Genomic DNA, 19,251 nt, shown 5'->3' with positions numbered 1-19,251 from the left:
GCGATGGGGGCGCCCGGATCACTCCGGGCGCCCCCATCGCCGTACCGGCGTACGCGCGCGACCGCCGTACCGGCGTACGCGCGCGCCGCGTCAGATCCGTACTTCCGCGGTGCGCGCCAGCCGGTCGTGCAGGCCACGGCCGTCGCGGTCCCAGATCAGCGCCGGGAGGGCGACGCACAGCAGGGCCGAACGCAGCAGGCCACGCAGGGGGCTCGGGCGGCCCGTGCCCAGGTCCACCACGCGCAGGCCGAAGAGGCGCTTGCCCGGGGTGAAGCCGATCGTGCCGACGGTCAGCACGCTCAGTACGAAGAAGATCAGCAGGGCCCAGTTGCCGGTCGCCTGGTCGTAGCCGTCCGTGATCAGGCCGTATGCGATCAGGAGGCACAGGGCCCAGTCGACGGCCAGGGCGCCGATCCGCCTGCCCGGACGGGCGATCGAGCCCGGCCCCTCCTCGGGCAGACCGAGCTGCTCACCCCGGTATCCGAGATCGGCGCCGGCCTCTTCGATGGCCGCGCGCGGCCCGGAAAGCCACGATCCGATTGCTTGCCTGTTGTCCACCCGTCCACGGTACTGCGCCCGTATATGACCGGCGGACGGAGGGTGGGCGCGGGGGCCGCGGGGCGGCGTACGGCGGGGTGTGGCGGGCCCGGATGAGGCCTACGCTGGAACGGAGCCGGTTAACTTCTGCGAAACAAATGGGTCACGCCCGAGAAATCACCCGTCCCTAGGGTCGAGGAAGCGTGTGCCACCCGCACTGGCCGCACGAACGATCTACCACCCCGGCGGGACGGTCGGGAGTAGGAGGAGCTGGATGTTCCAGAACGCCGACGACGTCAAGAAGTACATCGCAGACGAGGACGTCAAGTTCGTCGACGTCCGGTTCTGCGACCTGCCGGGCGTCATGCAGCACTTCACGTTGCCCGCCGCGGCGTTCGACCCCGACGACGAGCAGGCCTTCGACGGCTCCTCGATCCGCGGCTTCCAGGCCATCCACGAGTCGGACATGTCCCTGCGCCCCGACCTGTCGACCGCGCGCGTCGACCCGTTCCGCCGGGACAAGACCCTCAACATCAACTTCTTCATCCACGACCCGATCACGGGCGAGCAGTACTCCCGTGACCCGCGGAACGTGGCGAAGAAGGCCGAGGCCTACCTCGCCTCCACCGGCATCGCCGACACGGCGTTCTTCGGCCCGGAGGCGGAGTTCTACGTCTTCGACTCCGTCCGCTTCGCCACCAGCGCGAACGAGTCCTTCTACCACATCGACTCCGAGGCCGGCGCCTGGAACACCGGCGCCCTGGAGGACAACCGCGGTTACAAGGTCCGTTACAAGGGCGGCTACTTCCCGGTCCCGCCGGTCGACCACTTCGCCGACCTGCGCGCCGAGATCTCCCTGGAGCTGGAGCGGTCCGGCCTCCAGGTCGAGCGCCAGCACCACGAGGTGGGCACCGCCGGCCAGGCGGAGATCAACTACAAGTTCAACACGCTGCTCGCGGCCGCCGACGACCTCCAGCTCTTCAAGTACATCGTGAAGAACGTGGCCTGGAAGAACGGCAAGACGGCGACCTTCATGCCGAAGCCGATCTTCGGTGACAACGGCTCGGGCATGCACGTCCACCAGTCGCTGTGGTCGGGCGGCGAGCCGCTCTTCTACGACGAGCAGGGCTACGCCGGCCTGTCCGACACCGCCCGCTTCTACATCGGCGGCATCCTCAAGCACGCCCCGTCGCTGCTGGCCTTCACCAACCCGACGGTGAACTCCTACCACCGCCTGGTGCCGGGCTTCGAGGCGCCGGTGAACCTGGTGTACTCGCAGCGCAACCGCTCGGCCGCGATGCGTATCCCGATCACGGGCTCGAACCCGAAGGCCAAGCGCGTCGAGTTCCGCGCGCCGGACGCCTCCGGCAACCCGTACCTGGCCTTCTCGGCCCTGCTGCTCGCGGGCCTGGACGGCATCAAGAACAAGATCGAGCCGGCCGAGCCGATCGACAAGGACCTCTACGAGCTGGCTCCCGAGGAGCACGCGAACGTGGCGCAGGTCCCGACCTCCCTCGGCGCGGTCCTGGACCGCCTGGAGGCCGACCACGAGTTCCTCCTCCAGGGCGACGTCTTCACGCCGGACCTGATCGAGACGTGGATCGACTTCAAGCGCGCGAACGAGATCGCGCCGCTGCAGCTGCGTCCGCACCCGCACGAGTTCGAGATGTACTTCGACGTGTGATCGACGCCCGGGTCGGCTCAGGCCGGCCCGGGTCGTCCGGCGCCCCCGTCTCCTGCTCGTCAGGGACGGGGGCGCCGTCGTTGGTCCGCCGGCTCGTTGGCCCGCCGGCTCGTTGGCCGAAAAGCTTCACAGGGGGAAGCGGGCCCGGGATCATGTTTACTGACACGGTTGTTCGAGTCAGGGGACGGGGAGAGGGACCGGACATGTCCGAGCGGGACGAGGAAGAGCGCGAGTTCGACATCAAGTGGGCGGACGGTGCCGAACACAAGGAGCCCTCCGCACGCGCCCGGATGCTCGCCGCGCGCTGGAAGGAGAACCCGCCCGGACCGGTCCCCTTCCGCGCCGACCCCGAGCACGTGGGCCGCTCCGGACGCCGGTCGTCGTGGGTGTCCACCGCCGTGGTGCTGGGCTGCGTGGCCGCGCTGATCGTCCTGCTCGGGTACGCCAACTTCCGGGCGTCCTACTAGGGCCTGCCCCAGATCGCCCGCCGGGCCGTCCGGCCCGGGACTGTCAGTGGCGTCGGGCAGGATGGCCTCACCAGGACGCGACGCGACGGGCGGAGGCCGGGATGGGTGACGGGCGGCGGCACATCGGGACGGCGGAGCGGCGGGACCGGCTCGCGCTGCGGCAGCGGCTGGCGGGTCCGTTCCGGGCGGGGAGCCCGGAGGAGGTCGCCGGTTCGCTGGTGGCGCTGCACGGCACGGACCCCGCGACGGTGCACCTGGCCGTCGGCGCACGACTCGCGGACGCGGCGAAGACCGTGGGCGGGACGGAGCGGGCGCTGTACGAGGACGGGACGCTGGTCCGGATGCACGGCATGCGGCACACCGTGTTCGTGTTCCCGACGGAGCTGACGGCGGTCGTGCACGCCTCGACCGGCCTCACCGTCGCCGCCAAGGAGCGGGCCACGCTGCTCAAGAACATGGCGGAGGCCGGGGCCCCGGACGCGGCCTGGCTGACCCAGGTCGAGGAGTCGACGCTGGCCGTGCTGGCCCGGCGCGGCCAGGCCACGGCGGCCGAGCTGGCCCGGGACGAGCCGCGCCTGAAGGAGCGGTTCGTCTACGCGGCCGGGAAGAGATACGAGGGCGTGCACACCGTCTCCACCCGGCTGCTGAAGGTGCTGGGCGTGGAGGGCAAGGTCGTCCGAGGCCGGCCGCTGGGCTCCTGGACGTCCAGCCAGTTCCGCTGGGCGCCGGCGCCCCCGCATCCCGAGCTGGACCCGGCCGAGGCGCAGGCGGAGCTGCTGCGGCGGTGGCTGGCGACGTGTGGGCCGGCCACCGAGGAGGACCTGAAGTGGTGGACGGGGTGGCGGGTGACGGAGGTGCGCCGGGCGCTGGCCGCGATCGGCGCGGAGGCGGTGTCACTGAACGAGGGCACGGGGTATGTCGTCGCCGGTGACGCCGGTCCGGTCGCCGGGCCCACCGAACCGTGGGCGGCGCTGCTGCCCGCCCTCGACCCGACGGCGATGGGCTGGCGGCAGCGGGACTGGTACCTCGCGCCCGAGCTGCGGCAGATGCTCTTCGACGGCAGCGGCAACGTGGGGCCGACGGTGTGGTGGAACGGCCGCGTGATCGGCGGCTGGGCCCAGCGGGCGGACGGTGAGATCGTCTGGCGGGTGCTGGACGGCGAGGGGACCGACAGTGAGGGGTCCGGCGGCGAGGGGATCGGCCGCGAGGCGGAGGCCTCGATCGCGGCGGAGGCGGAGCGGCTGGCGTCCTGGGTGGGACCGACACGGGTGACTCCGCGGTTCCGGACGCCGCTGGAGCGGGAGTTGTCGGCGTGAGCACGCTCATACGGCGCCGGGCCGGGTATCTCAGCCCGTCCGGCGTTTGAGGACGAGGCCGTTCAGGCCGAAGCGGGGGTCCGGGGGCGGCAGCCCCCGGAGACGGCGACAGCGGCGCCGGGCGCCAACGACGAACGGCCCCCGGCGCCACCGCTCACCGCGAGTACCGCATCAGCGCCCGCACCATGTGGCACGTCGTGTCCGACGGCGGGTGGACGCCGATCGTCTCCGCGGCGCTCCGTATCCTCTCGTTGCGCGCCTGGTTCGGCAGGTAGACGCCGGAGTCGAGCAGGGCGATGGCGAGCCGCATCGCCTTGAGCCGGCGGTTGTGCGTGACGTACCACTCGCGGGGACGGCCCGCCGGCAGCGGACGCTTCTCCACGGGTTCGTAGGGCAGGTCGAGCAGGACGGGCCGCTTGGCGGTGGACTGGGTGGGCAACGGCTTCGGCTTCAGTGCGGCAGCGGGCACGGGCATCCTCCTGTCGCGGTCAGGGCGCCGTCCGGACCTCCCGGCGACACCCTCGAACGCTGCTTCTATTTTACCGCCCACCACTGACAAAAGCCCCTGGCCACAAGGGCTTTCGGGGTCACTGTGACGCACGGGGTGAACGGGTTTTCCGTACCCTCGGGACCCTCGGGCTACCGTGTCGGCATGGAGATCTGGATCAACCCGGCCTGTTCGAAGTGCCGCAGCGCGGTCAGCCTGCTCGACGCCGAGGGTGCCGACTACACCGTCCGCCGCTATCTGGAGGACGTGCCGAGCGAGGACGAGATCCGCGAGGTGCTCACCCGTCTCGGTCTGGAACCGTGGGACATCACCCGCACCCAGGAGGCCGCGGCCAAGGAACTGGGCCTGAAGGACTGGCCCCGTGACCCGGCGTCACGCGACCGCTGGGTCACGGCGCTCGCCGAGCACCCGAAGCTGATCCAGCGCCCGATCATCACGGCGGACGACGGAACGGCCGTAGTGGGCCGCACCGATGAGGCGGTCCGGGACGCTTTGTCCCGTTAGGCAACGCCTTGTCGGGCGCCGGGACTCAGGGCTGTCCGCGCTGTTACCCTGCGCCGCCATGACCCACGATGATCAAGGAACGCAGCACGGACCGTACGGGCAGCACGGACCCTACGAGCAGCACCCGCAGTACGGGCAGCAACCGCAGTACGCGCAGCATGGGCAGGACGCGCAGTACGGGCCGTACGGCCCCGCGGCGGCTGCGGCGCCCTGGACGGCCGAGCAGCACCGCATACGCAGACGCCGCCGCACCCGGACAGCGGTTCTCGCGGCGACCGGCGTCGTCCTCGTCGCGGCCATCGCCGCCGGCACCCTGATGTACACGGGCGGCGGCGACGGCGACGACCGGGCCACCGCGCCGCCGCCCACCACCGCGACCGCCACGGCCGCCGCCGACCCCTCCGTCACCGCCACCCTGCCCTCCGACGCACCCTCCGCCCTGCCCTCGCTGCTCGCCCGTCCGGTAGTGCGCCCGGAGCAGGCCTTCCCGGAGACGAACGTGCGGCTGCCCGACGGCTCCCGGTACAAGCGCGTCGACCTGGCCACGACCACCGAGTGCGCCCAGGGCACGTCACCGCAGCTCGCTGCCCTGATCGAGCAGGGCGAGGGCTGCCTGCGGCTCACCGCGGCCCTGTTCACGGACACCGAGCGGCGCTCGCAGGTGAGCGTGACCGTGGCGAGTTTCGTGCGCGCGGAGGACGCCGGGACGGTGTTCGCGATGGCCTCCATGGACCCGGTGACGTACCAGACGGTCTCGCTCGACCCGCCGCCCGAGGCGAGGCTGCCGACGGTGCCGCCCGGGTCGGCCGGCGTCTTCAAGCGGCTGATGACCGTACGGTCGGTGGTGTTCGCGAACGGCCAGTGGGGCGACGGGTCGGAGACCGGGGAGGCTGAGCTCACCCGGCAGACGGAGGGCCTGCTCCAGTACGTCAACGACCACGTGGTGGCGTACGAACAGGGCGGGGTGTGACGCAGGTTACCCGTGCGCATCGGCGCGACCGCTGAGTAACTCCGTTCGGTATCTCGTACATAGCGGCGTACGCTCCCCTACCGCTTCAGGAGGCGCGCATGTCGCGCAGGAGAACTCTCGGCACGAAGAAGAAGATCGCGCTGCTGGTCAGCGCGGCGGCGGTGGCCGGCGGTGGGGCGTTCGTGACGGCGAACGCCTCGAACGCCTCGGAGACCAGCCAGAACGCTCGGACGAAGGCCGCCCAGGACTCCTCCGTCTGCCAGGGCCTGGCCACCGCGCTCGGCAACAACCAGCGGTTCATCGACGGCCAGCGGGCCAACCCCGACGCTCAGTCGGAGGCCCGGATCGCCAACCGCGAGGCGGTCATCGCGGAGATCGGGCGCAAGCAGGCGGCGTCCGGGTGCGCGGTTGGGGAGTCGGCTCAGGACTCCCAGGCCCCGCAGCCGCCGCAGGACGGCCAGGAAGCAGGTCAGGTAGCCGGGGACCAGGCCGGAGGTGCCGCACAGGCCGGTGAGCAGGTCTGCGACGGCTCCACCGTCACCGTCTCCGGCGAGGGCGGCGCCCCCGCCGCGTCCAGCAACGAGTTCCCGGTGGGCACCAAGCTCAAGGTGACCAACCTCGACAACGACAAGTCCACCACGGTGGAGGTCAACTCCGTCTCGGGAAGCTGCGTACTGCTCAACAACGCGGCGTTCGAACAGGTCCGGGAGCAGGGCAAGTTCCTGATCCGGCGGGCGCTGATCGAGAAGGTGGGCTGAGGCTCAGCCACCTGACGGAGCGAGGAAGTCGCTGAGGCGGCGCCCCAGTTCGGGCGGCGCGGCCTGCGGCAGCGCGTGGTGGGACACGTCCGGCAGGACGGCCGCCTCCACGCGCGGCAGCAGCGTCCGCGCCCGGGTCGCCACCTCGGAAGGGTCATGGGTCCCGCTGTTCCCGGCCAGGAGCAGCAGGACCGGCACGTCCAGTCCGCGCAGCGCGTCCGGCGCCGGACGCGGTCCGGTCACCGGCCTGCGGTCGGGGAAGCCGACGGCGGCCTCCTGGAGGGCCGCCCAGTCGGGGTCGAGGGGAGTCGCCCCGGTCTCCCACTCCAGGAAGGCGCGGACGCGGCGGGGCGTGGGCCGCAGCAGCATCGGCAGCGCGCGCAGCAGGTAGGCCGCCTTGAACCCGGCGAAGCACTGGGTCGGGTCCAGGAGGAACAGGCGGCGTACCCGGTCGGGCGCGTGCAGGGCGTGGTGCAGGACGATCCAGGCGCCGTAGGAGTGCCCGCCGAGGTCCGTCTCCTCGATGCCGAGGCCGTCGAGGAGCACGTCCAGCCAGCCGGCGAGGTCGGCGACCGTACGGGGGTGGCGGTCGCCGGCCGGCGTGCTGCGGCCGGGGGCGCCGATCAGGTCGACCGCGTGGAGGCGGTGGGTGCGGGACAGTTCGCCGGCCTGGGCGTACCAGGAGGCCGAGGTCGCCGCACCGCCACCGGGGAGGAGGACGAGCGGCGGGCCGTCGGCCGGGCCGGTCATGTGGACGTGTGTCTCGCCGAAGGGCGTGGGTACGGTCACCGACTCGGGCCGCGTCGGCCACCTGGCCATGACCTTGTCGTACGCGGCGTGGAAACGGCCGGCGTCGTACGTACCGCGAGCACTCATGAGCGGGCCCCCTGCTTCTCGGTCTTCTCTCGCGCCGAGTATTCTCTCGCTCAGCGAGATACTTGTTGGGCGAGATGATAGCCGGAGGCGACGCCCCATGTCCGAGCAGGGACCGGAGATGGAGATCGTCCATCTGCTGCGCGCGGTCGCCGTCGAACTGGGCGCGCACAGCGCGCGGTTCGCGCAGCGCAACGGCATGCACCCCACCGATGTCCGCGCACTGATCGCGCTCATGGACGCGTCGCGGGCGGGCGAGGGGATGACCGCCGGGCGGCTGGGCGCCGCTCTCGGCCTTAACTCGGCGGGGACCACGGCCCTGGTCGACCGGCTGGAGCGGGCCGGCCATGTGCGGCGGGTGCGTGACGAGCGGGACCGGCGCAGGGTCACCGTCGAGGTGGACGAGCGGGCGGTCGCCCTCGGTCGGTCCCACTTCGGGCCGCTGATCGGGCAGGCGGTGGAACTGCTGCGGGGTTACGACGAACGGGAGTTGAAGGCCATCGCCTCCTTCCTGACCGACGTACGGGAGGCGGCGGCCGAGGACGGCCGGGATGCGTGAGATACGCGCCACACCGACCCTGGGTAACACGGGGTTCACATACGGGCAACGGACGGGAAATCGCCTGTTGGCACGCTGCACGGCAGTAGACGCGGCGCCCAGCCGCCCAGCGCCGCAGCACCCGCAGTGCGCCCAGACCCACCCCCGAAGGATGTGTCCCCGTGACCTTCAAGGCCGAGTACATCTGGATCGACGGCACCGAGCCGACGGCCAAACTCCGTTCCAAGACGAAGATCATCACGGACGCCCCCGCCGGCCTGGACGCCCTGCCGATCTGGGGCTTCGACGGTTCCTCCACCAACCAGGCCGAGGGCAGTTCCTCGGACTGCGTGCTCAAGCCGGTCTTCTCCTGCCCCGACCCGATCCGCGGCGGCGACGACATCCTGGTGCTGTGCGAGGTCCTGGACACGGACATGACCCCGCACCCGAGCAACACCCGCGCCGCGCTGGCCGAGCTGTCCGAGCGCTTCGCCGCGCAGGAGCCGATCTTCGGCATCGAGCAGGAGTACACCTTCTTCAAGGGCGCCCGCCCGCTCGGCTTCCCCGAGGGCGGCTTCCCAGCCGCGCAGGGCGGCTACTACTGCGGTGTCGGCTCGGACGAGATCTTCGGCCGTGACGTCGTCGAGGCGCACCTGGAGAACTGCCTGAAGGCGGGCCTGGGCATCTCCGGCATCAACGCCGAGGTCATGCCGGGCCAGTGGGAGTTCCAGGTCGGCCCGCTGGCGCCGCTGGAGGTCTCCGACCAGCTGTGGGTGGCCCGCTGGCTGCTCTACCGCACGGCCGAGGACTTCGAGGTCTCCGCCACCCTCGACCCCAAGCCGGTCAAGGGCGACTGGAACGGCGCGGGCGCGCACACCAACTTCTCCACCAAGGCGATGCGCGAAGGACCTGAGGGGTATGCCGCGATCATCACCGCCGCCGAGTCGCTCGGTGAGGGCTCCAAGCCGATGGACCACGTCAAGAACTACGGCGCCGGCATCGACGACCGCCTCACCGGCCTGCACGAGACCGCCCCGTGGAACGAGTACTCCTACGGCGTCTCCGACCGCGGCGCCTCGGTCCGCATCCCGTGGCAGGTCGAGAAGGACGGCAAGGGCTACATCGAGGACCGCCGTCCGAACGCCAACGTCGACCCGTACGTGGTGACCCGCCTGCTGGTGGACACCTGCTGCACGGCGCTGGAGAAGGCCGGCCAGGTCTGATCCGGCCCGCCCCGCTTCGTCCGGAGGGGCGTCCACCGCGACGGTGGGCGCCCCTTCGCGCTGCCCCGGGAACCGCGCGGTGATCGCGTTGTCAGTGGCGCGTGGCACTGTGGGGGCATGGAGATCGACGGGGACCTCGCCATCAAGGTCGAGACGGAGAACTGGCAGACGCACGCACGCGTTCCGGCGGCCCGGCTGCGCGAGCTGGTGACGCGGATCGGCGGTGCCCGCGACCGCTTCCTGATCGTCCAGCGGATACCGGACATCCCTGACGTGTTCGCACAGGTCTGGCACGAGGAGGGCGGGGACTACCGGCTGGAGTACCGGGCCGCCGAACACCTCTTCTTCGGGACGGATCTCGACGACCCCGGCCGGGTGGCGGATCTCCTGACCGGCTGGGCGCGCGAGCAGCCCGGCTGGGACACCGGCGTCGAATGGGAGCCGATCGACCCCGGGCCGCGGGAGGATGTCCCGGAACTGCCGGACGACGTCCGGGAGAAGGTCGAGCAGCGAGTGCGGGAGCGGCTGCGCTGCGGTTACGACAGCCGGCAGGCCCTGGCCGAGATCGCCGAGGACTACCTGGTCGGCGGTGAGCACGGCGAACGGCCGGTGTCGAAGGGCCAGGCACGACAGTTGGTGGACCGGCTGTGGCTGGAGCGGCTGGCGGAGCAGGAGGCGTGGGGCGACGAGACCACCGACCCCGACCGGCTCACCCGGGTCTTCGAGACACTGGACGACGCAGGCGTCACCGCCCGGGAGAACTTCACCTGCTGCCGAGGCTGCGGCACGACCGAGATAGGCGCCGAGCGCGAGGGAGCACGGGGCTTCGTCTTCTTCCACCGGCAGAGCACGGAGGGCGCGGCCGAAGGGTACGGACTCGCCCTGCACTACGGCGGTTTCGACGGCTCCGAGGACACGACCACCGCGGTCGGCCACGAGGTCGTGGCGGCCTGCACGGCAGCCGGACTGTCCACGGAGTGGAACGGCGATCCGGGCAAGGCCATCACCGTCACGCCGCTGGACTGGCGCAAACGCCTGGTGGGATGACCGGTACGGCGTCGACTTCACGCCAGGAGCGGCGTCCACGCAGTGAGAGGGGCCTCCTGCGGCGGACCGGTGTCTGCTTCAATGGGCCCATGGCCAGCTTCCGGAAGACCGCAGCGACGGGTCGCCTCGACCTCGAGCCCTTCTGGCCGTCCCGTCAGCACGACGACTTCGACCGAGTGTGTTGCCGCGCGACGACCGCGCCGGCCCGCTAGAAGCCGTACCCCCAGGCCTTCGGCCGGCGCGCACGACGTACGTCTCCGCGACGCGCCCGATCACGAACTCGCGCCCGTCGCCCCTCCCGACGAACCTCACGCGCGAAAGAGCTGACGTCTCATGGCGACCACCCGTTCCCCCCGTTCCCTGTCCACCGTCACCCTCGACTCCCCCACGCCCGCCACCGTCCTCGCCGCATCCGGCACTCCCCGGCACCGGTTGCGTGCCGTCGACCGGGACGAGGTGGTGGACATCGCGGACCTCCTGCCACCGGGCGCCACCTGGCTGCCCGCTCCCCCGCACACCCTGCCCGCGCTGCCGGGCCGGCCGCCGATGGTCGGCTACCTGGTGCTCGTCCCGGCCGACCAGCAGCCGCCGTTCCCGCCGGTCGGCGGGCCCGGCCCGGCACCGAAGGACACCGGGGACGGTTCCGGTGGCCACGGCGACGCCCAGGACGGCGACCCGCTCGTACGGATCGACACCGCGCGGCGCACCGCCGCCGTCGACGGACGCGAACTCGACCTGACCTAACTGGAGTTCGAGCTGCTCGCACACCTCGTCGCGCATCCCCACCGGGTACACACCCGCGACCGGCTGGTCACCACGGTGTGGGGGTACGGACACGTGGGCGACGGCCGCACCGTCGACGTGCACGTCGCCCGGCTGCGCCGCAAGCTCGGCGCCGAACACCGGCGGACGATCCAGACCGTGCGCCGCGTCGGTTACAAGTACACGCCGCCCACCGGACGCTGAACCGCCGCCGCCTCTGCTGTCGGCAGACCCGCGTTCCCTCCGGCCGCCGCGCCGGGCACAGTGATCCGCATGAGGCTACTGGTGCTGGGCGGTACGGAGTTCGTGGGGCGGGCCGTGGTGGAGGCGGCGCTCGGACGCGGCTGGGAGGTGACCGTCTTCCACCGCGGACGGCACGCCCCGCCGCCCGGGGTGCGGTCGCTGCACGGCGACCGCACCGAACCCGACGGGCTCACCGCCCTCGCCGACGGCACGTGGGACGCCGTCGTCGACACCTGGTCGGCGGCGCCCGACGCCGTGCGGGACGCGGCGCGGCTGCTGCGGGGCCGCGCCGGCCGGTACGTGTACGTGTCGAGCTGCTCGGTGTACGCCTGGACGCCGCCCGCCGGGTACACCGAGGACGCCCCGCTCGTCGACGGCGCCTCGGCGGACGCCGGGCAGACCGACTACGCCCGGGACAAGCGGGGCGCCGAGCTGGCCGTCCTGGACGCCTTCGGCGCGGACCGCTCGGTACTCGTCAGGGCCGGGCTGATCCTCGGCCCCTACGAGAACATCGGACGGCTGCCGTGGTGGCTGAACCGCGTCGCACGCGGCGGCCCGGTGCTCGCGCCGGGCCCGCGGGACCTCCCCCTCCAGTACGTCGACGTCCGCGACCTCGCCGACTGGGCCCTCGGAGCGGTCGAGCAGGAGCTGAGCGGGCCGTACAACCTGGTCTCCCCGCCGGGGCACACCACCATGGGCGCACTGCTCGACGCCTGCGCGACGGCCACGGGCAGCGCGCCGGAACTGCGCTGGACCGCCCCCGAGACCGTCCTCGCCGCCGGCATCGAGCCGTGGGGGCAACTGCCCGTGTGGACACCGCCCGGCAGCGACCTGCACGACGCCCTGCACAGCGCGGACGTGTCCCGGGCGCTGGCGACGGGCCTGCGCTGCCGGCCGGTCGGCGCCACCGTCACCGACACCTGGACCTGGCTGCGAGGCATCGGCGGCACTGCGCCCCGGCGCCCGGACCGGCCGCCGGTCGGCCTGGACCCGGAGACGGAGGCGAAGGTGCTCGCGGCCGACGGCGGCGGGCCCGGCGAAGGTGTACCTGGCACCACCCCCTGACCCGGGGGCCGGGCCCAGTGCCCCGCGCCGACGCCTCCGGGAGACTGACGGCATGAACATCGAGACGAAGAGCGACGACCGGCACCCCGACCGGACGACACGGACGCGGAACGTGGCACTGTCGGCCGTGCGGGGACTCGCACTGACACCGATCTCCCTGGTCGGCTCGGTGCTGGGCTTCTGCCTGACCCTCGTCTCCGTCGCCCTCGTCCCGATCGGGATCGGCCTCGTCACCACTCCCTGGGTGCTCACGGGCGTGCGGGCGTTCGCCGACTGGCGCCGGCTGCTCGCCGCCGAGTGGGGCGGGGTGCGGATCCAGCGGGCGTACCGGCCGCTGCCCGAGAACGCCAATCCGTGGGCGCGCACCTTCGGAATGCTCGGTGACCCGGCGACCTGGCGGGACTTCCGGTGGCTGCCGGTCGACATGACGGCGGGCTTCACCACCGCGCTGCTGGCCTTCGTGCTGCCGCTGTACCCGTTGGAGGGGTTCGCGATCGCGGCCGGGCTGTGGCGGGTCCTGCCCGACGGCTACTGGTACGGCTTCGTCCGGGTCACCGACCAGACCTCGGCCTTCTACGCCGCGGGCCTCGGCGCCGTGCTCCTCCTCGTCGCCGTCTGGCTCACCCCTCGCCTGCTGCACGCCCACTTCCGGCTCACCGGCGCGGTCCTCGGCTCCGGCCAGGGCCAACTCGCCGAGCGGGTACGGGTACTGACCGAGACCCGCCGTGACGCCGTGGACACCTCCGCCGCCGAACTGCGCCGCATCGAGCGCGACCTGCACGACGGCGCACAGGCCCGGCTGGTCGCCATGGGCATGGACCTCGGGACGATCGAGGCACTGCTGGAGAAGAACCCGGAGAAGGCCCGCGAACTACTCGCGCAGGCCCGCCAGTCATCCGCCGACGCCCTGACCGAACTGCGCGAACTCGTACGCGGCATCCACCCGCCGGTGCTCGCCGAACGCGGCCTGGGCGACGCCGTACGGGCCCTGGCGCTGCGGCTGCCCGTCACCGTCGAGGTCGAGGTCGACCTGCCCGGCCGCGCGGAGGCCCCCGTGGAGTCGGCCGGATACTTCGCGGTCAGCGAGATCCTCACCAACGCCGTGAAGCACTCCGGCGCCGACCGGATCTGGATCGACATGCACCACACCGAGGGTCATCTGCGGATCGCCGTCACCGACAACGGCAAGGGCGGCGCGGTGACCGGCGCGGGGTCGGGCCTGGCCGGGGTGGAACGCCGACTCGGTACATTCGACGGCGTCCTGGCCGTCAGCTCGCCCGCCGGCGGTCCCACCATGGTCACCATGGAGATCCCTTGCGCGTTGTCCTAGCCGAAGACCTGTTCCTGCTGCGGGACGGACTGGTCCGGCTTCTGGAAGCCCACGACTTCGAGATCGTCGCGGCCGTCGAGACCGGCCCCGAACTGTCCCGGGCGCTGGCCGAACTGGAGCCGGACGTCGCCGTCGTCGACGTACGCCTGCCGCCCACGCTGACCGACGAGGGCCTGCAGTGCGCGCTCGAGGCCCGTCGCAAGCGGCCGGGGCTGCCGGTCCTCGTCCTGTCCCAGCACGTGGAGCAGCTGTACGCGCGGGAGTTGCTCGCCGACGGCAGTGGCGGGGTGGGGTACCTGCTCAAGGACCGGGTCTTCGACGCGGAGCAGTTCGTGGACGCCGTACGGCGGGTCGCGGCGGGCGGTACGGCGATGGACCCGCAGGTCATCCAGCAACTGCTCAGCCGGCGTGCGGCGGAGGACCGGCCGCTGGAACGGCTGACGCCCCGGGAGCTGGAGGTGCTGGAGCTGATGGCGCAGGGGCGGACCAACGCGGCGATCGCCGGCAAGCTCGTCGTCACGGAGCGGGCGATCGCGAAACACACGGCGAACATCTTCGCCAAGCTGAGCCTTGAGGTCTCGGACGACGACAACCGGCGTGTACTGGCCGTTCTGGCGTATCTGGACCGCGGCCGCTGACCGAGTCGCCGATCCCACCCGTCCCACAGGACCCAGCAATTTCCGAGACGAGTGAACACCCTTGGAGCGGCTCCCGTAGTTAAGGGAGCCGCTTCACTCCTGTCGGGCGCCCTCGATGCCCCGCAAGGAAGTCAAAGAGGAGTTCCATGGGACGCAACACGAGAAAACGCCGTACGCCGCTGGCCACCAAGGTCGTAGCCGGGGCGGCGGCCCTGGCGGTCGGCGGGGGCGGGCTGGTCTGGGCCAACTTCTACGCCTCGGCGCACGAGGAGAATCCGGCGCACAACCGGACGAGGTCCGCCGCCGCGCAGGTGGCGACGATCGACTGTCCGGACGTCGGCCAGCAGATCTCCGACGTGCCGGACCGGGCGCGCGGGGAGGTCGACGGCGAACTGGCCACGATGGACAGCCAGATCACCGAGGCCTACAAGCGCCTCGCCACCACGCGGCGCGCGCAGGCGGGTGACTCGCGGTACGTCCAGAACGCCATCCTCGGCCCGCTCAAGGACCGCCGGAAGGCGATCATCGACCGGATCCAGCTGGAGATCAACCGGGCCGGCGGCCAGGCCGACGACAACCTGGACGGGTTGGCCCAGTGCCAGGGGCAGCCAGCGGAGCAGCCGCAGGACGGCGACGGCCAGGACAATGGTGACGGCCAGAACGACGGTGACGGTCAGAACGGCGACGGTCAGGGTCAGGACGACGGCCAGAACCAGGACGACAACGGCAACGGCGTCGCGGGCCCGGTGGCCGATGACTTCATCGACATCAACGACGTCGAGCCGAACTCCCGCAACAGCCAGAACGGCCTGGCCGCCAACGGCGACGGCGGTTCCACCGGCACCTTCACCACGGACTGCGGTGTCAACGAGAACGACCTGTTCAACAGCGACAACCTGATCGCCGCCCCGGGCGTCGACAACGGCGCGCACCACGTGCACGACTACGTCGGCAACCAGGACAACGACGCCTTCTCCAGCGACGAGGACCTGGCGAACGCGGACACCTCGTGCCAGAACCAGGGCGACAAGTCCACCTACTACTGGCCGGTGCTGCGCCTCCAGGACGGTACGGAGGAGTTCGACGCGAACGACCTGGGCGGTGGCGCCGACGGCAACGTCGGCAGGATCCTGAAGCCGGCCCAGGCCGAGCTGAAGTTCGTCGGCAACCAGCAGAGCGACGTGGTCGCCATGCCGAAGTTCCTGCGCATCATCACCGGTGACGCCAAGTCCTTCACCAACGGCGACGCGAACGCCAACAGTTCGTGGAGCTGCACCGGCTTCGAGGACCGGCAGGTCACCGACAAGTATCCGCTCTGCCCCGAGGGCAGCCAGGTGGTGCGCACGTCCAACTTCCAGAGCTGCTGGGACGGGCAGAACATCGACAGCGCCAACCACCGTGACCACATGGCGTTCGTCCAGCAGGACGGCAGCTGCGCGAACGGATTCCAGGCCATTCCCCAGCTCCAGGTCCGCCTGGTGTACGACATCCCGACCCCGACCATCGAGAACGGCTCGGTGCAGAACCCGTACGCCGTGGACAGCTTCCCGGAGCAGCTGCACAAGCCGATCACCGATCACAACGACTTCATCAACGTCATGGACGAGGACCTGATGAACGAGGTGGTCGACTGCATCAACAGCGGCGAGGACTGCCAGTAGTCCTGCCGAGAGAGAGTGAGAGGGCCGGTGGCGGCATTCGCCACCGGCCCTCTTCGCGTCCCCCGCAGGCGTCAGCCGCCGTGCCCGCCGTGCTCCGCCGGGTGGCTGCCGCCGCCGTGCCGCGCGCCCTGCTCCAGGGTGCCGCCGAGCCGGCCGCGCAGGTCCGCCACGACGTCCTGGTGGCCGACGGCGACCCATTTGCGGCCGACGAGGTAGTAACCGCCGTAGTCCTTGGCCGTGTTGATCCATTCGCGCTGGCCGCGGTCGGTGGAGAAGGTGGCGAGGACGTACTTCTCGTCGCCTTTCTCACAGATCGCCTGGCGGATGGTGTCGGCGTCGGTCTGCATGTTCGGGGCGCACTTCACCTCGGCGGCCAGGTGTTCCAGGCTGCCGGTCGCCGTCTCGGGCACGGCCGCCTCGCCGTCCCCGTCGGATCCGCAGCCGGTCAGCGCCAGTACCGCCGCCGCACCGGCCAGCGCGAGCATCGGTCGGGTCAGCCTCATGTGTTCCTCCGGTCCGTTCCGGCGACATGCCGCACGGAGCCCCGGCGAGGGCTCTCGTCATCGATACGGCTGCGGGGCGCGAAGTATTCAGCGATCCTGGTGCCCCGGGCACACCCGTGCGAAAGTGGCGCCGTGGACCAGGACTGGGAAGACCGGGTGACCGCCGCGTGGGCGACGTTCGACGACCACGCGGAAGACGACGTCGCCGATTTCCGCGCGGTCATCGACGCCCTCGCCGACGAGCTGCCCGCGGACAGTCCCCTCGGCCTGTTCGAGCGGGCCTGCGCCTGGGACTCCACGGGCCACTCCGACCGTGCCGTGCCGCTGTACCGCGAGGCGCTGGCGCGCGGTCTGGGGGAGGTCAGCGGCTACAAGGGCCGTCGGGCGAAGATCCAGCTCTCCAGCTCCCTGCGGAACACCGGGCACCCGGAGGAGGGCGTCAAGCTGCTGTCGCCCGAACTGCTGGCGCCGTCGGACGAGTTGGACGACGCGGTACGGGCCACGCTCGCGCTCTGTCTGTCGAGCATGGGCCGTGACCGTGAGGGCCTGTCGCTGGTGCTCGGGGCGCTCGCGCCTCATCTGCCGCGCTACCAGCGTTCGATGGCCGCCTACGCGCGACTGCTGGTGGACCCCGGGGACTGACCCGGGCACGGTGACCAACCACCGATTCGCTCGTTCTGCTGAACGTGCAGTCACAGGATGTCGCCCCGCGCCCCGCACCGTCCTCAGCCTCCTCGGCCGACCCGGTCGTCGACGTCGAGCAGGCCGAGGCCGCGCTCGTCGAGCACTATCCGCGCCTGGTCCGGCTCGCCTACCTGGTGCTGCCGCCGCGCCTCGGCCGGGGCCGCCGTGTCCTGACCGCGCACGCCCTCACCCAGCGCGCGCTGCCCCGGAACCGGACGACGTCACCCGTGATCCCGGCCCAGTCGACCGGGCGCTCGGTCGACCCCGGTTACGCCCTGGTCCGTCTCCGGGTCATCCGTACGGCGCTGGAGGCGGGCCTCCCGCTCAGGCGGCGCGCGTGGCCGGGGCGCTCCCAGCTGCCGCCGCTGTTGCCGCAGGTGCGGGGGCTCAAGCTCTTCCCGCGCTCCGGCGGCGCCGACGAGCTCGCGCTCGACCAGCGGCTCTCCGCCCTCTCCGCGCCGGGCCGGGCGGCGTATGTGCTGCGGGGTCTGGAGAAGCTGCCCGACGACGACGTACGGCAGTTGCTCGGGGCCGCCGGGGTGGCCGACGCGGACGCCGCGCTGCGGGAGGCCGACGAGGTGCCCGGCCAGTACGCGCTGCTCGGCTCCCCCGAGTTCGATCCCTGCTCGCTGCAGGCCCGGCCGACCGACCTGATGCGCCGCCGGCAGCACACGCGGGCGGCGCTGGTCGCCGGGGCGGCCCTGGTGGTCTGCGGGGCGCTGCTGGGCCTGCCCGGTGACGGCTGGGGGCCGGACGGCGCCGCCGCCCCGCCGTACGCGCAGAACCCGGCGGCCCAGGCCGCCCTCGACCCCGCCAAGCTGACCAAGGTCGCCCCCGCCGCGTGGGAGACGTCCGCGCGCACCGACTTCTCGGTGTGGCCGGCCCGGGGTGACCTCACCGGCGACGAGGAGCTGCTGCGGCGCGCCCTCGCCGTCTGGGCGCGGCCCGGCGAGGGGGTGGGGGTCTCGGCGACGCCGGGCACCCCGACCGGCGGCCCGTCCGGCCCTCCCCAGCTGCTGTACGCCGGGGTCGTCGACAACGCGCGCGTGGTGATCCTGCACGACGGTCTGCGCATCGCCCGGTACGCCGAGCCGAAGGACGGCACGGCGGGGGCCGCCCTGGACTTCGCGCGCACCGACGGTGCCGGCCGGGCCGAGGCGAACGCCGTGGTCCTGGGCCGGGCCGACGGCAACGTCCGTTATCTGACGGCGCCCTGGGTGACGAAGGCGGCCGGGCGGGACCTCACCGACCCGGACGCCGGTGCCCGGGACCTGACGCTGACCGACGGTGTGACCTCGCCGGTGGCCAGCCCCGTGCAGCAGCAGTCGGGTGCGTGCGCGTCCTGGGACGTGCTGGCGCTGACCGACGGCTCGGACACCCGCCTGGTGACCGACCTCGGCGAACTGGTCCCGGCCCGCCTCACCACCGGGCGCCCCGGCTCGGCGAAGGACGCCTCCGGTGCCGAGGCGCTGGGCGCCTGGGCGCCGTACGCCTGCTCGCTGGGGGCGGTGCGGGGGCAGGGCGTGCGGTCGGTGAACGCCTGGGAGTTCGCGACGCAGCCGTTGCCCGATTCCAGCGGGTCGGCCGCGTGGGTGTGCACCCGGGCGGAGACCTGGCGGGGTGACGGGGCGCGCGTGCTGGCCCAGTTCCGGACGCCGGGCGGGGCGCAGGGCGCGGTGGCGGCGAAGGCGCAGGGCGTGCCGGCCTGCGGCGAGCGCGACCCGCATGTGCTGGCCGGGGTGCTGTGGAAGTCGGAGGGCGGGCACTGGTATCTGCTGGCCGCCGGCAGCCGCGACACGGAGTCGGTCGAGGCCAGGGGCGGGATCAACGACTCGGCCGACGGGAACCTGCTGACGGCGAAGGCCGAGCAGGGCGCGCAGGCCGAGCTGAAGGGCACCCTGGAGAACGGGCGGACGATCGGCGGACTTCGCTAGCTGACA

Annotated in this window: 19 protein-coding genes and 1 pseudogene; 16 read left to right on the top strand and 4 right to left on the bottom strand. The window is 72.2% G+C overall.

The genetic code is table 11. The features are described 5' to 3' along the window. Positions 1-90: 90 nt before the first annotated feature. The gene (locus ACFCZF_RS11115) at positions 91-558 is read right to left on the bottom strand and encodes an RDD family protein (protein WP_376671411.1); all 468 of its coding nucleotides are present in this window, start codon (positions 556-558) and stop codon (positions 91-93) included. Between the two features lie 253 nt (positions 559-811). Between ACFCZF_RS11115 and glnA the strand changes: the two genes are divergently transcribed. The 3 genes from glnA to ACFCZF_RS11100 all read left to right on the top strand — a co-directional run bounded on the left by glnA (position 812) and on the right by ACFCZF_RS11100 (position 4,004). After that, positions 812-2,221, top strand: a complete 1,410-nt coding sequence (gene glnA, locus ACFCZF_RS11110) for a type I glutamate--ammonia ligase (RefSeq protein WP_375925635.1) — start codon at positions 812-814, stop codon at positions 2,219-2,221. A gap of 203 nt (positions 2,222-2,424) precedes the next feature. Beyond that, complete coding sequence (locus ACFCZF_RS11105; RefSeq protein WP_376671410.1) at positions 2,425-2,688, top strand: hypothetical protein; 264 nt, start codon at positions 2,425-2,427, stop codon at positions 2,686-2,688. A gap of 101 nt (positions 2,689-2,789) precedes the next feature. Continuing rightward, positions 2,790-4,004: a winged helix DNA-binding domain-containing protein gene (locus tag ACFCZF_RS11100; protein ID WP_376671409.1), complete on the top strand. Its 1,215-nt coding sequence runs from the start codon at positions 2,790-2,792 to the stop codon at positions 4,002-4,004. A 154-nt stretch (positions 4,005-4,158) separates the two neighbouring features. On the opposite strand, the gene ACFCZF_RS11095 is transcribed toward ACFCZF_RS11100, so the two are convergent. Then, positions 4,159-4,473 carry a hypothetical protein gene (locus tag ACFCZF_RS11095; protein WP_055417700.1) on the bottom strand — a complete coding sequence of 105 codons (315 nt, stop codon included), beginning with the start codon at positions 4,471-4,473 and terminating at the stop codon, positions 4,159-4,161. Positions 4,474-4,656: 183 nt separating this feature from the next. On the opposite strand from ACFCZF_RS11095, the gene ACFCZF_RS11090 reads away from it, so the two are divergent. The 3 genes from ACFCZF_RS11090 (at position 4,657) to ACFCZF_RS11080 (ending at position 6,744) form a co-directional block, all read left to right on the top strand. Then, complete coding sequence (locus ACFCZF_RS11090; protein WP_376671408.1) at positions 4,657-5,016, top strand: arsenate reductase family protein; 360 nt, start codon at positions 4,657-4,659, stop codon at positions 5,014-5,016. Positions 5,017-5,074: 58 nt separating this feature from the next. Continuing rightward, positions 5,075-5,986 (top strand): hypothetical protein, encoded by a 912-nt coding sequence (locus ACFCZF_RS11085; protein ID WP_376671407.1) that lies wholly within the window; start codon positions 5,075-5,077, stop codon positions 5,984-5,986. Between the two features lie 98 nt (positions 5,987-6,084). Next, on the top strand, positions 6,085-6,744 hold the full coding sequence (locus ACFCZF_RS11080; RefSeq protein ID WP_376671406.1) for a hypothetical protein: 660 nt from the start codon (positions 6,085-6,087) through the stop codon (positions 6,742-6,744). A 3-nt stretch (positions 6,745-6,747) separates the two neighbouring features. Here the strand turns inward: ACFCZF_RS11080 and ACFCZF_RS11075 are convergent, their stop codons facing one another. After that, positions 6,748-7,620: an alpha/beta fold hydrolase gene (locus tag ACFCZF_RS11075; protein WP_376671405.1), complete on the bottom strand. Its 873-nt coding sequence runs from the start codon at positions 7,618-7,620 to the stop codon at positions 6,748-6,750. Between the two features lie 97 nt (positions 7,621-7,717). Here ACFCZF_RS11075 and ACFCZF_RS11070 point away from each other — a divergent pair, with 97 nt between their 5' ends. The 8 genes and pseudogenes from ACFCZF_RS11070 to ACFCZF_RS11035 all read left to right on the top strand — a co-directional run bounded on the left by ACFCZF_RS11070 (position 7,718) and on the right by ACFCZF_RS11035 (position 16,124). Next, entirely contained in the window at positions 7,718-8,176 is a 459-nt protein-coding gene (locus tag ACFCZF_RS11070) for a MarR family winged helix-turn-helix transcriptional regulator (RefSeq protein WP_376671404.1), read from the top strand. A gap of 161 nt (positions 8,177-8,337) precedes the next feature. Next, a complete protein-coding gene (glnII, locus tag ACFCZF_RS11065) occupies positions 8,338-9,378 on the top strand; it encodes a glutamine synthetase (RefSeq protein WP_376671403.1) in 1,041 nt (346 codons plus the stop codon). Between the two features lie 117 nt (positions 9,379-9,495). Then, positions 9,496-10,425 carry a DUF6891 domain-containing protein gene (locus ACFCZF_RS11060; RefSeq protein WP_376671402.1) on the top strand — a complete coding sequence of 310 codons (930 nt, stop codon included), beginning with the start codon at positions 9,496-9,498 and terminating at the stop codon, positions 10,423-10,425. A gap of 333 nt (positions 10,426-10,758) precedes the next feature. Next, a pseudogene (locus tag ACFCZF_RS11055) lies at positions 10,759-11,391 on the top strand (winged helix-turn-helix domain-containing protein). Positions 11,392-11,460: 69 nt separating this feature from the next. Next, positions 11,461-12,495, top strand: coding sequence for an SDR family oxidoreductase (locus tag ACFCZF_RS11050; RefSeq protein WP_376671401.1), 1,035 nt, complete (start codon positions 11,461-11,463; stop codon positions 12,493-12,495). Between the two features lie 52 nt (positions 12,496-12,547). Continuing rightward, positions 12,548-13,825, top strand: a complete 1,278-nt coding sequence (locus ACFCZF_RS11045) for a sensor histidine kinase (RefSeq protein ID WP_376671400.1) — start codon at positions 12,548-12,550, stop codon at positions 13,823-13,825. Then, positions 13,810-14,463, top strand: coding sequence for a response regulator (locus ACFCZF_RS11040; protein WP_376671399.1), 654 nt, complete (start codon positions 13,810-13,812; stop codon positions 14,461-14,463). The genes ACFCZF_RS11045 and ACFCZF_RS11040 overlap by 16 nt, the downstream gene beginning before the upstream one ends. A gap of 146 nt (positions 14,464-14,609) precedes the next feature. After that, on the top strand, positions 14,610-16,124 hold the full coding sequence (locus ACFCZF_RS11035) for a DUF1996 domain-containing protein (RefSeq protein WP_376671398.1): 1,515 nt from the start codon (positions 14,610-14,612) through the stop codon (positions 16,122-16,124). Positions 16,125-16,195: 71 nt separating this feature from the next. Here ACFCZF_RS11035 and ACFCZF_RS11030 read toward each other — a convergent pair whose 3' ends face one another. Then, positions 16,196-16,627 carry a hypothetical protein gene (locus ACFCZF_RS11030; protein WP_375910878.1) on the bottom strand — a complete coding sequence of 144 codons (432 nt, stop codon included), beginning with the start codon at positions 16,625-16,627 and terminating at the stop codon, positions 16,196-16,198. A gap of 132 nt (positions 16,628-16,759) precedes the next feature. Between ACFCZF_RS11030 and ACFCZF_RS11025 the strand changes: the two genes are divergently transcribed. Continuing rightward, complete coding sequence (locus ACFCZF_RS11025) at positions 16,760-17,269, top strand: tetratricopeptide repeat protein (RefSeq protein ID WP_376671397.1); 510 nt, start codon at positions 16,760-16,762, stop codon at positions 17,267-17,269. A gap of 44 nt (positions 17,270-17,313) precedes the next feature. Next, on the top strand, positions 17,314-19,245 hold the full coding sequence (locus ACFCZF_RS11020) for a hypothetical protein (RefSeq protein WP_376671396.1): 1,932 nt from the start codon (positions 17,314-17,316) through the stop codon (positions 19,243-19,245). The last annotated feature ends 6 nt before the right edge of the window (positions 19,246-19,251 follow it).

Origin of the sequence: Streptomyces sp. NPDC056296, from assembly GCF_042268605.1 — a bacterium.
In the GTDB taxonomy this organism is placed as follows: domain Bacteria; phylum Actinomycetota; class Actinomycetes; order Streptomycetales; family Streptomycetaceae; genus Streptomyces.
The sequence above is the reverse complement of the archived record's forward strand: the minus strand, read 5'-3'. Positions and strand labels throughout refer to the sequence as shown.

Coding starts and splice junctions, on each gene's coding strand:
- ACFCZF_RS11075 (WP_376671405.1), bottom strand. CDS start 7,620: ATGAGTGCTCGCGGTACGTACGACGCCGGCCGTTTCCACGCCGCGTAC.
- ACFCZF_RS11080 (WP_376671406.1), top strand. CDS start 6,085: ATGTCGCGCAGGAGAACTCTCGGCACGAAGAAGAAGATCGCGCTGCTG.
- ACFCZF_RS11045 (WP_376671400.1), top strand. CDS start 12,548: ATGAACATCGAGACGAAGAGCGACGACCGGCACCCCGACCGGACGACA.
- ACFCZF_RS11090 (WP_376671408.1), top strand. CDS start 4,657: ATGGAGATCTGGATCAACCCGGCCTGTTCGAAGTGCCGCAGCGCGGTC.
- ACFCZF_RS11060 (WP_376671402.1), top strand. CDS start 9,496: ATGGAGATCGACGGGGACCTCGCCATCAAGGTCGAGACGGAGAACTGG.
- ACFCZF_RS11035 (WP_376671398.1), top strand. CDS start 14,610: ATGGGACGCAACACGAGAAAACGCCGTACGCCGCTGGCCACCAAGGTC.
- glnA (WP_375925635.1), top strand. CDS start 812: ATGTTCCAGAACGCCGACGACGTCAAGAAGTACATCGCAGACGAGGAC.
- ACFCZF_RS11085 (WP_376671407.1), top strand. CDS start 5,075: ATGACCCACGATGATCAAGGAACGCAGCACGGACCGTACGGGCAGCAC.
- ACFCZF_RS11105 (WP_376671410.1), top strand. CDS start 2,425: ATGTCCGAGCGGGACGAGGAAGAGCGCGAGTTCGACATCAAGTGGGCG.
- ACFCZF_RS11030 (WP_375910878.1), bottom strand. CDS start 16,627: ATGAGGCTGACCCGACCGATGCTCGCGCTGGCCGGTGCGGCGGCGGTA.
- ACFCZF_RS11070 (WP_376671404.1), top strand. CDS start 7,718: ATGTCCGAGCAGGGACCGGAGATGGAGATCGTCCATCTGCTGCGCGCG.
- ACFCZF_RS11100 (WP_376671409.1), top strand. CDS start 2,790: ATGGGTGACGGGCGGCGGCACATCGGGACGGCGGAGCGGCGGGACCGG.
- ACFCZF_RS11050 (WP_376671401.1), top strand. CDS start 11,461: ATGAGGCTACTGGTGCTGGGCGGTACGGAGTTCGTGGGGCGGGCCGTG.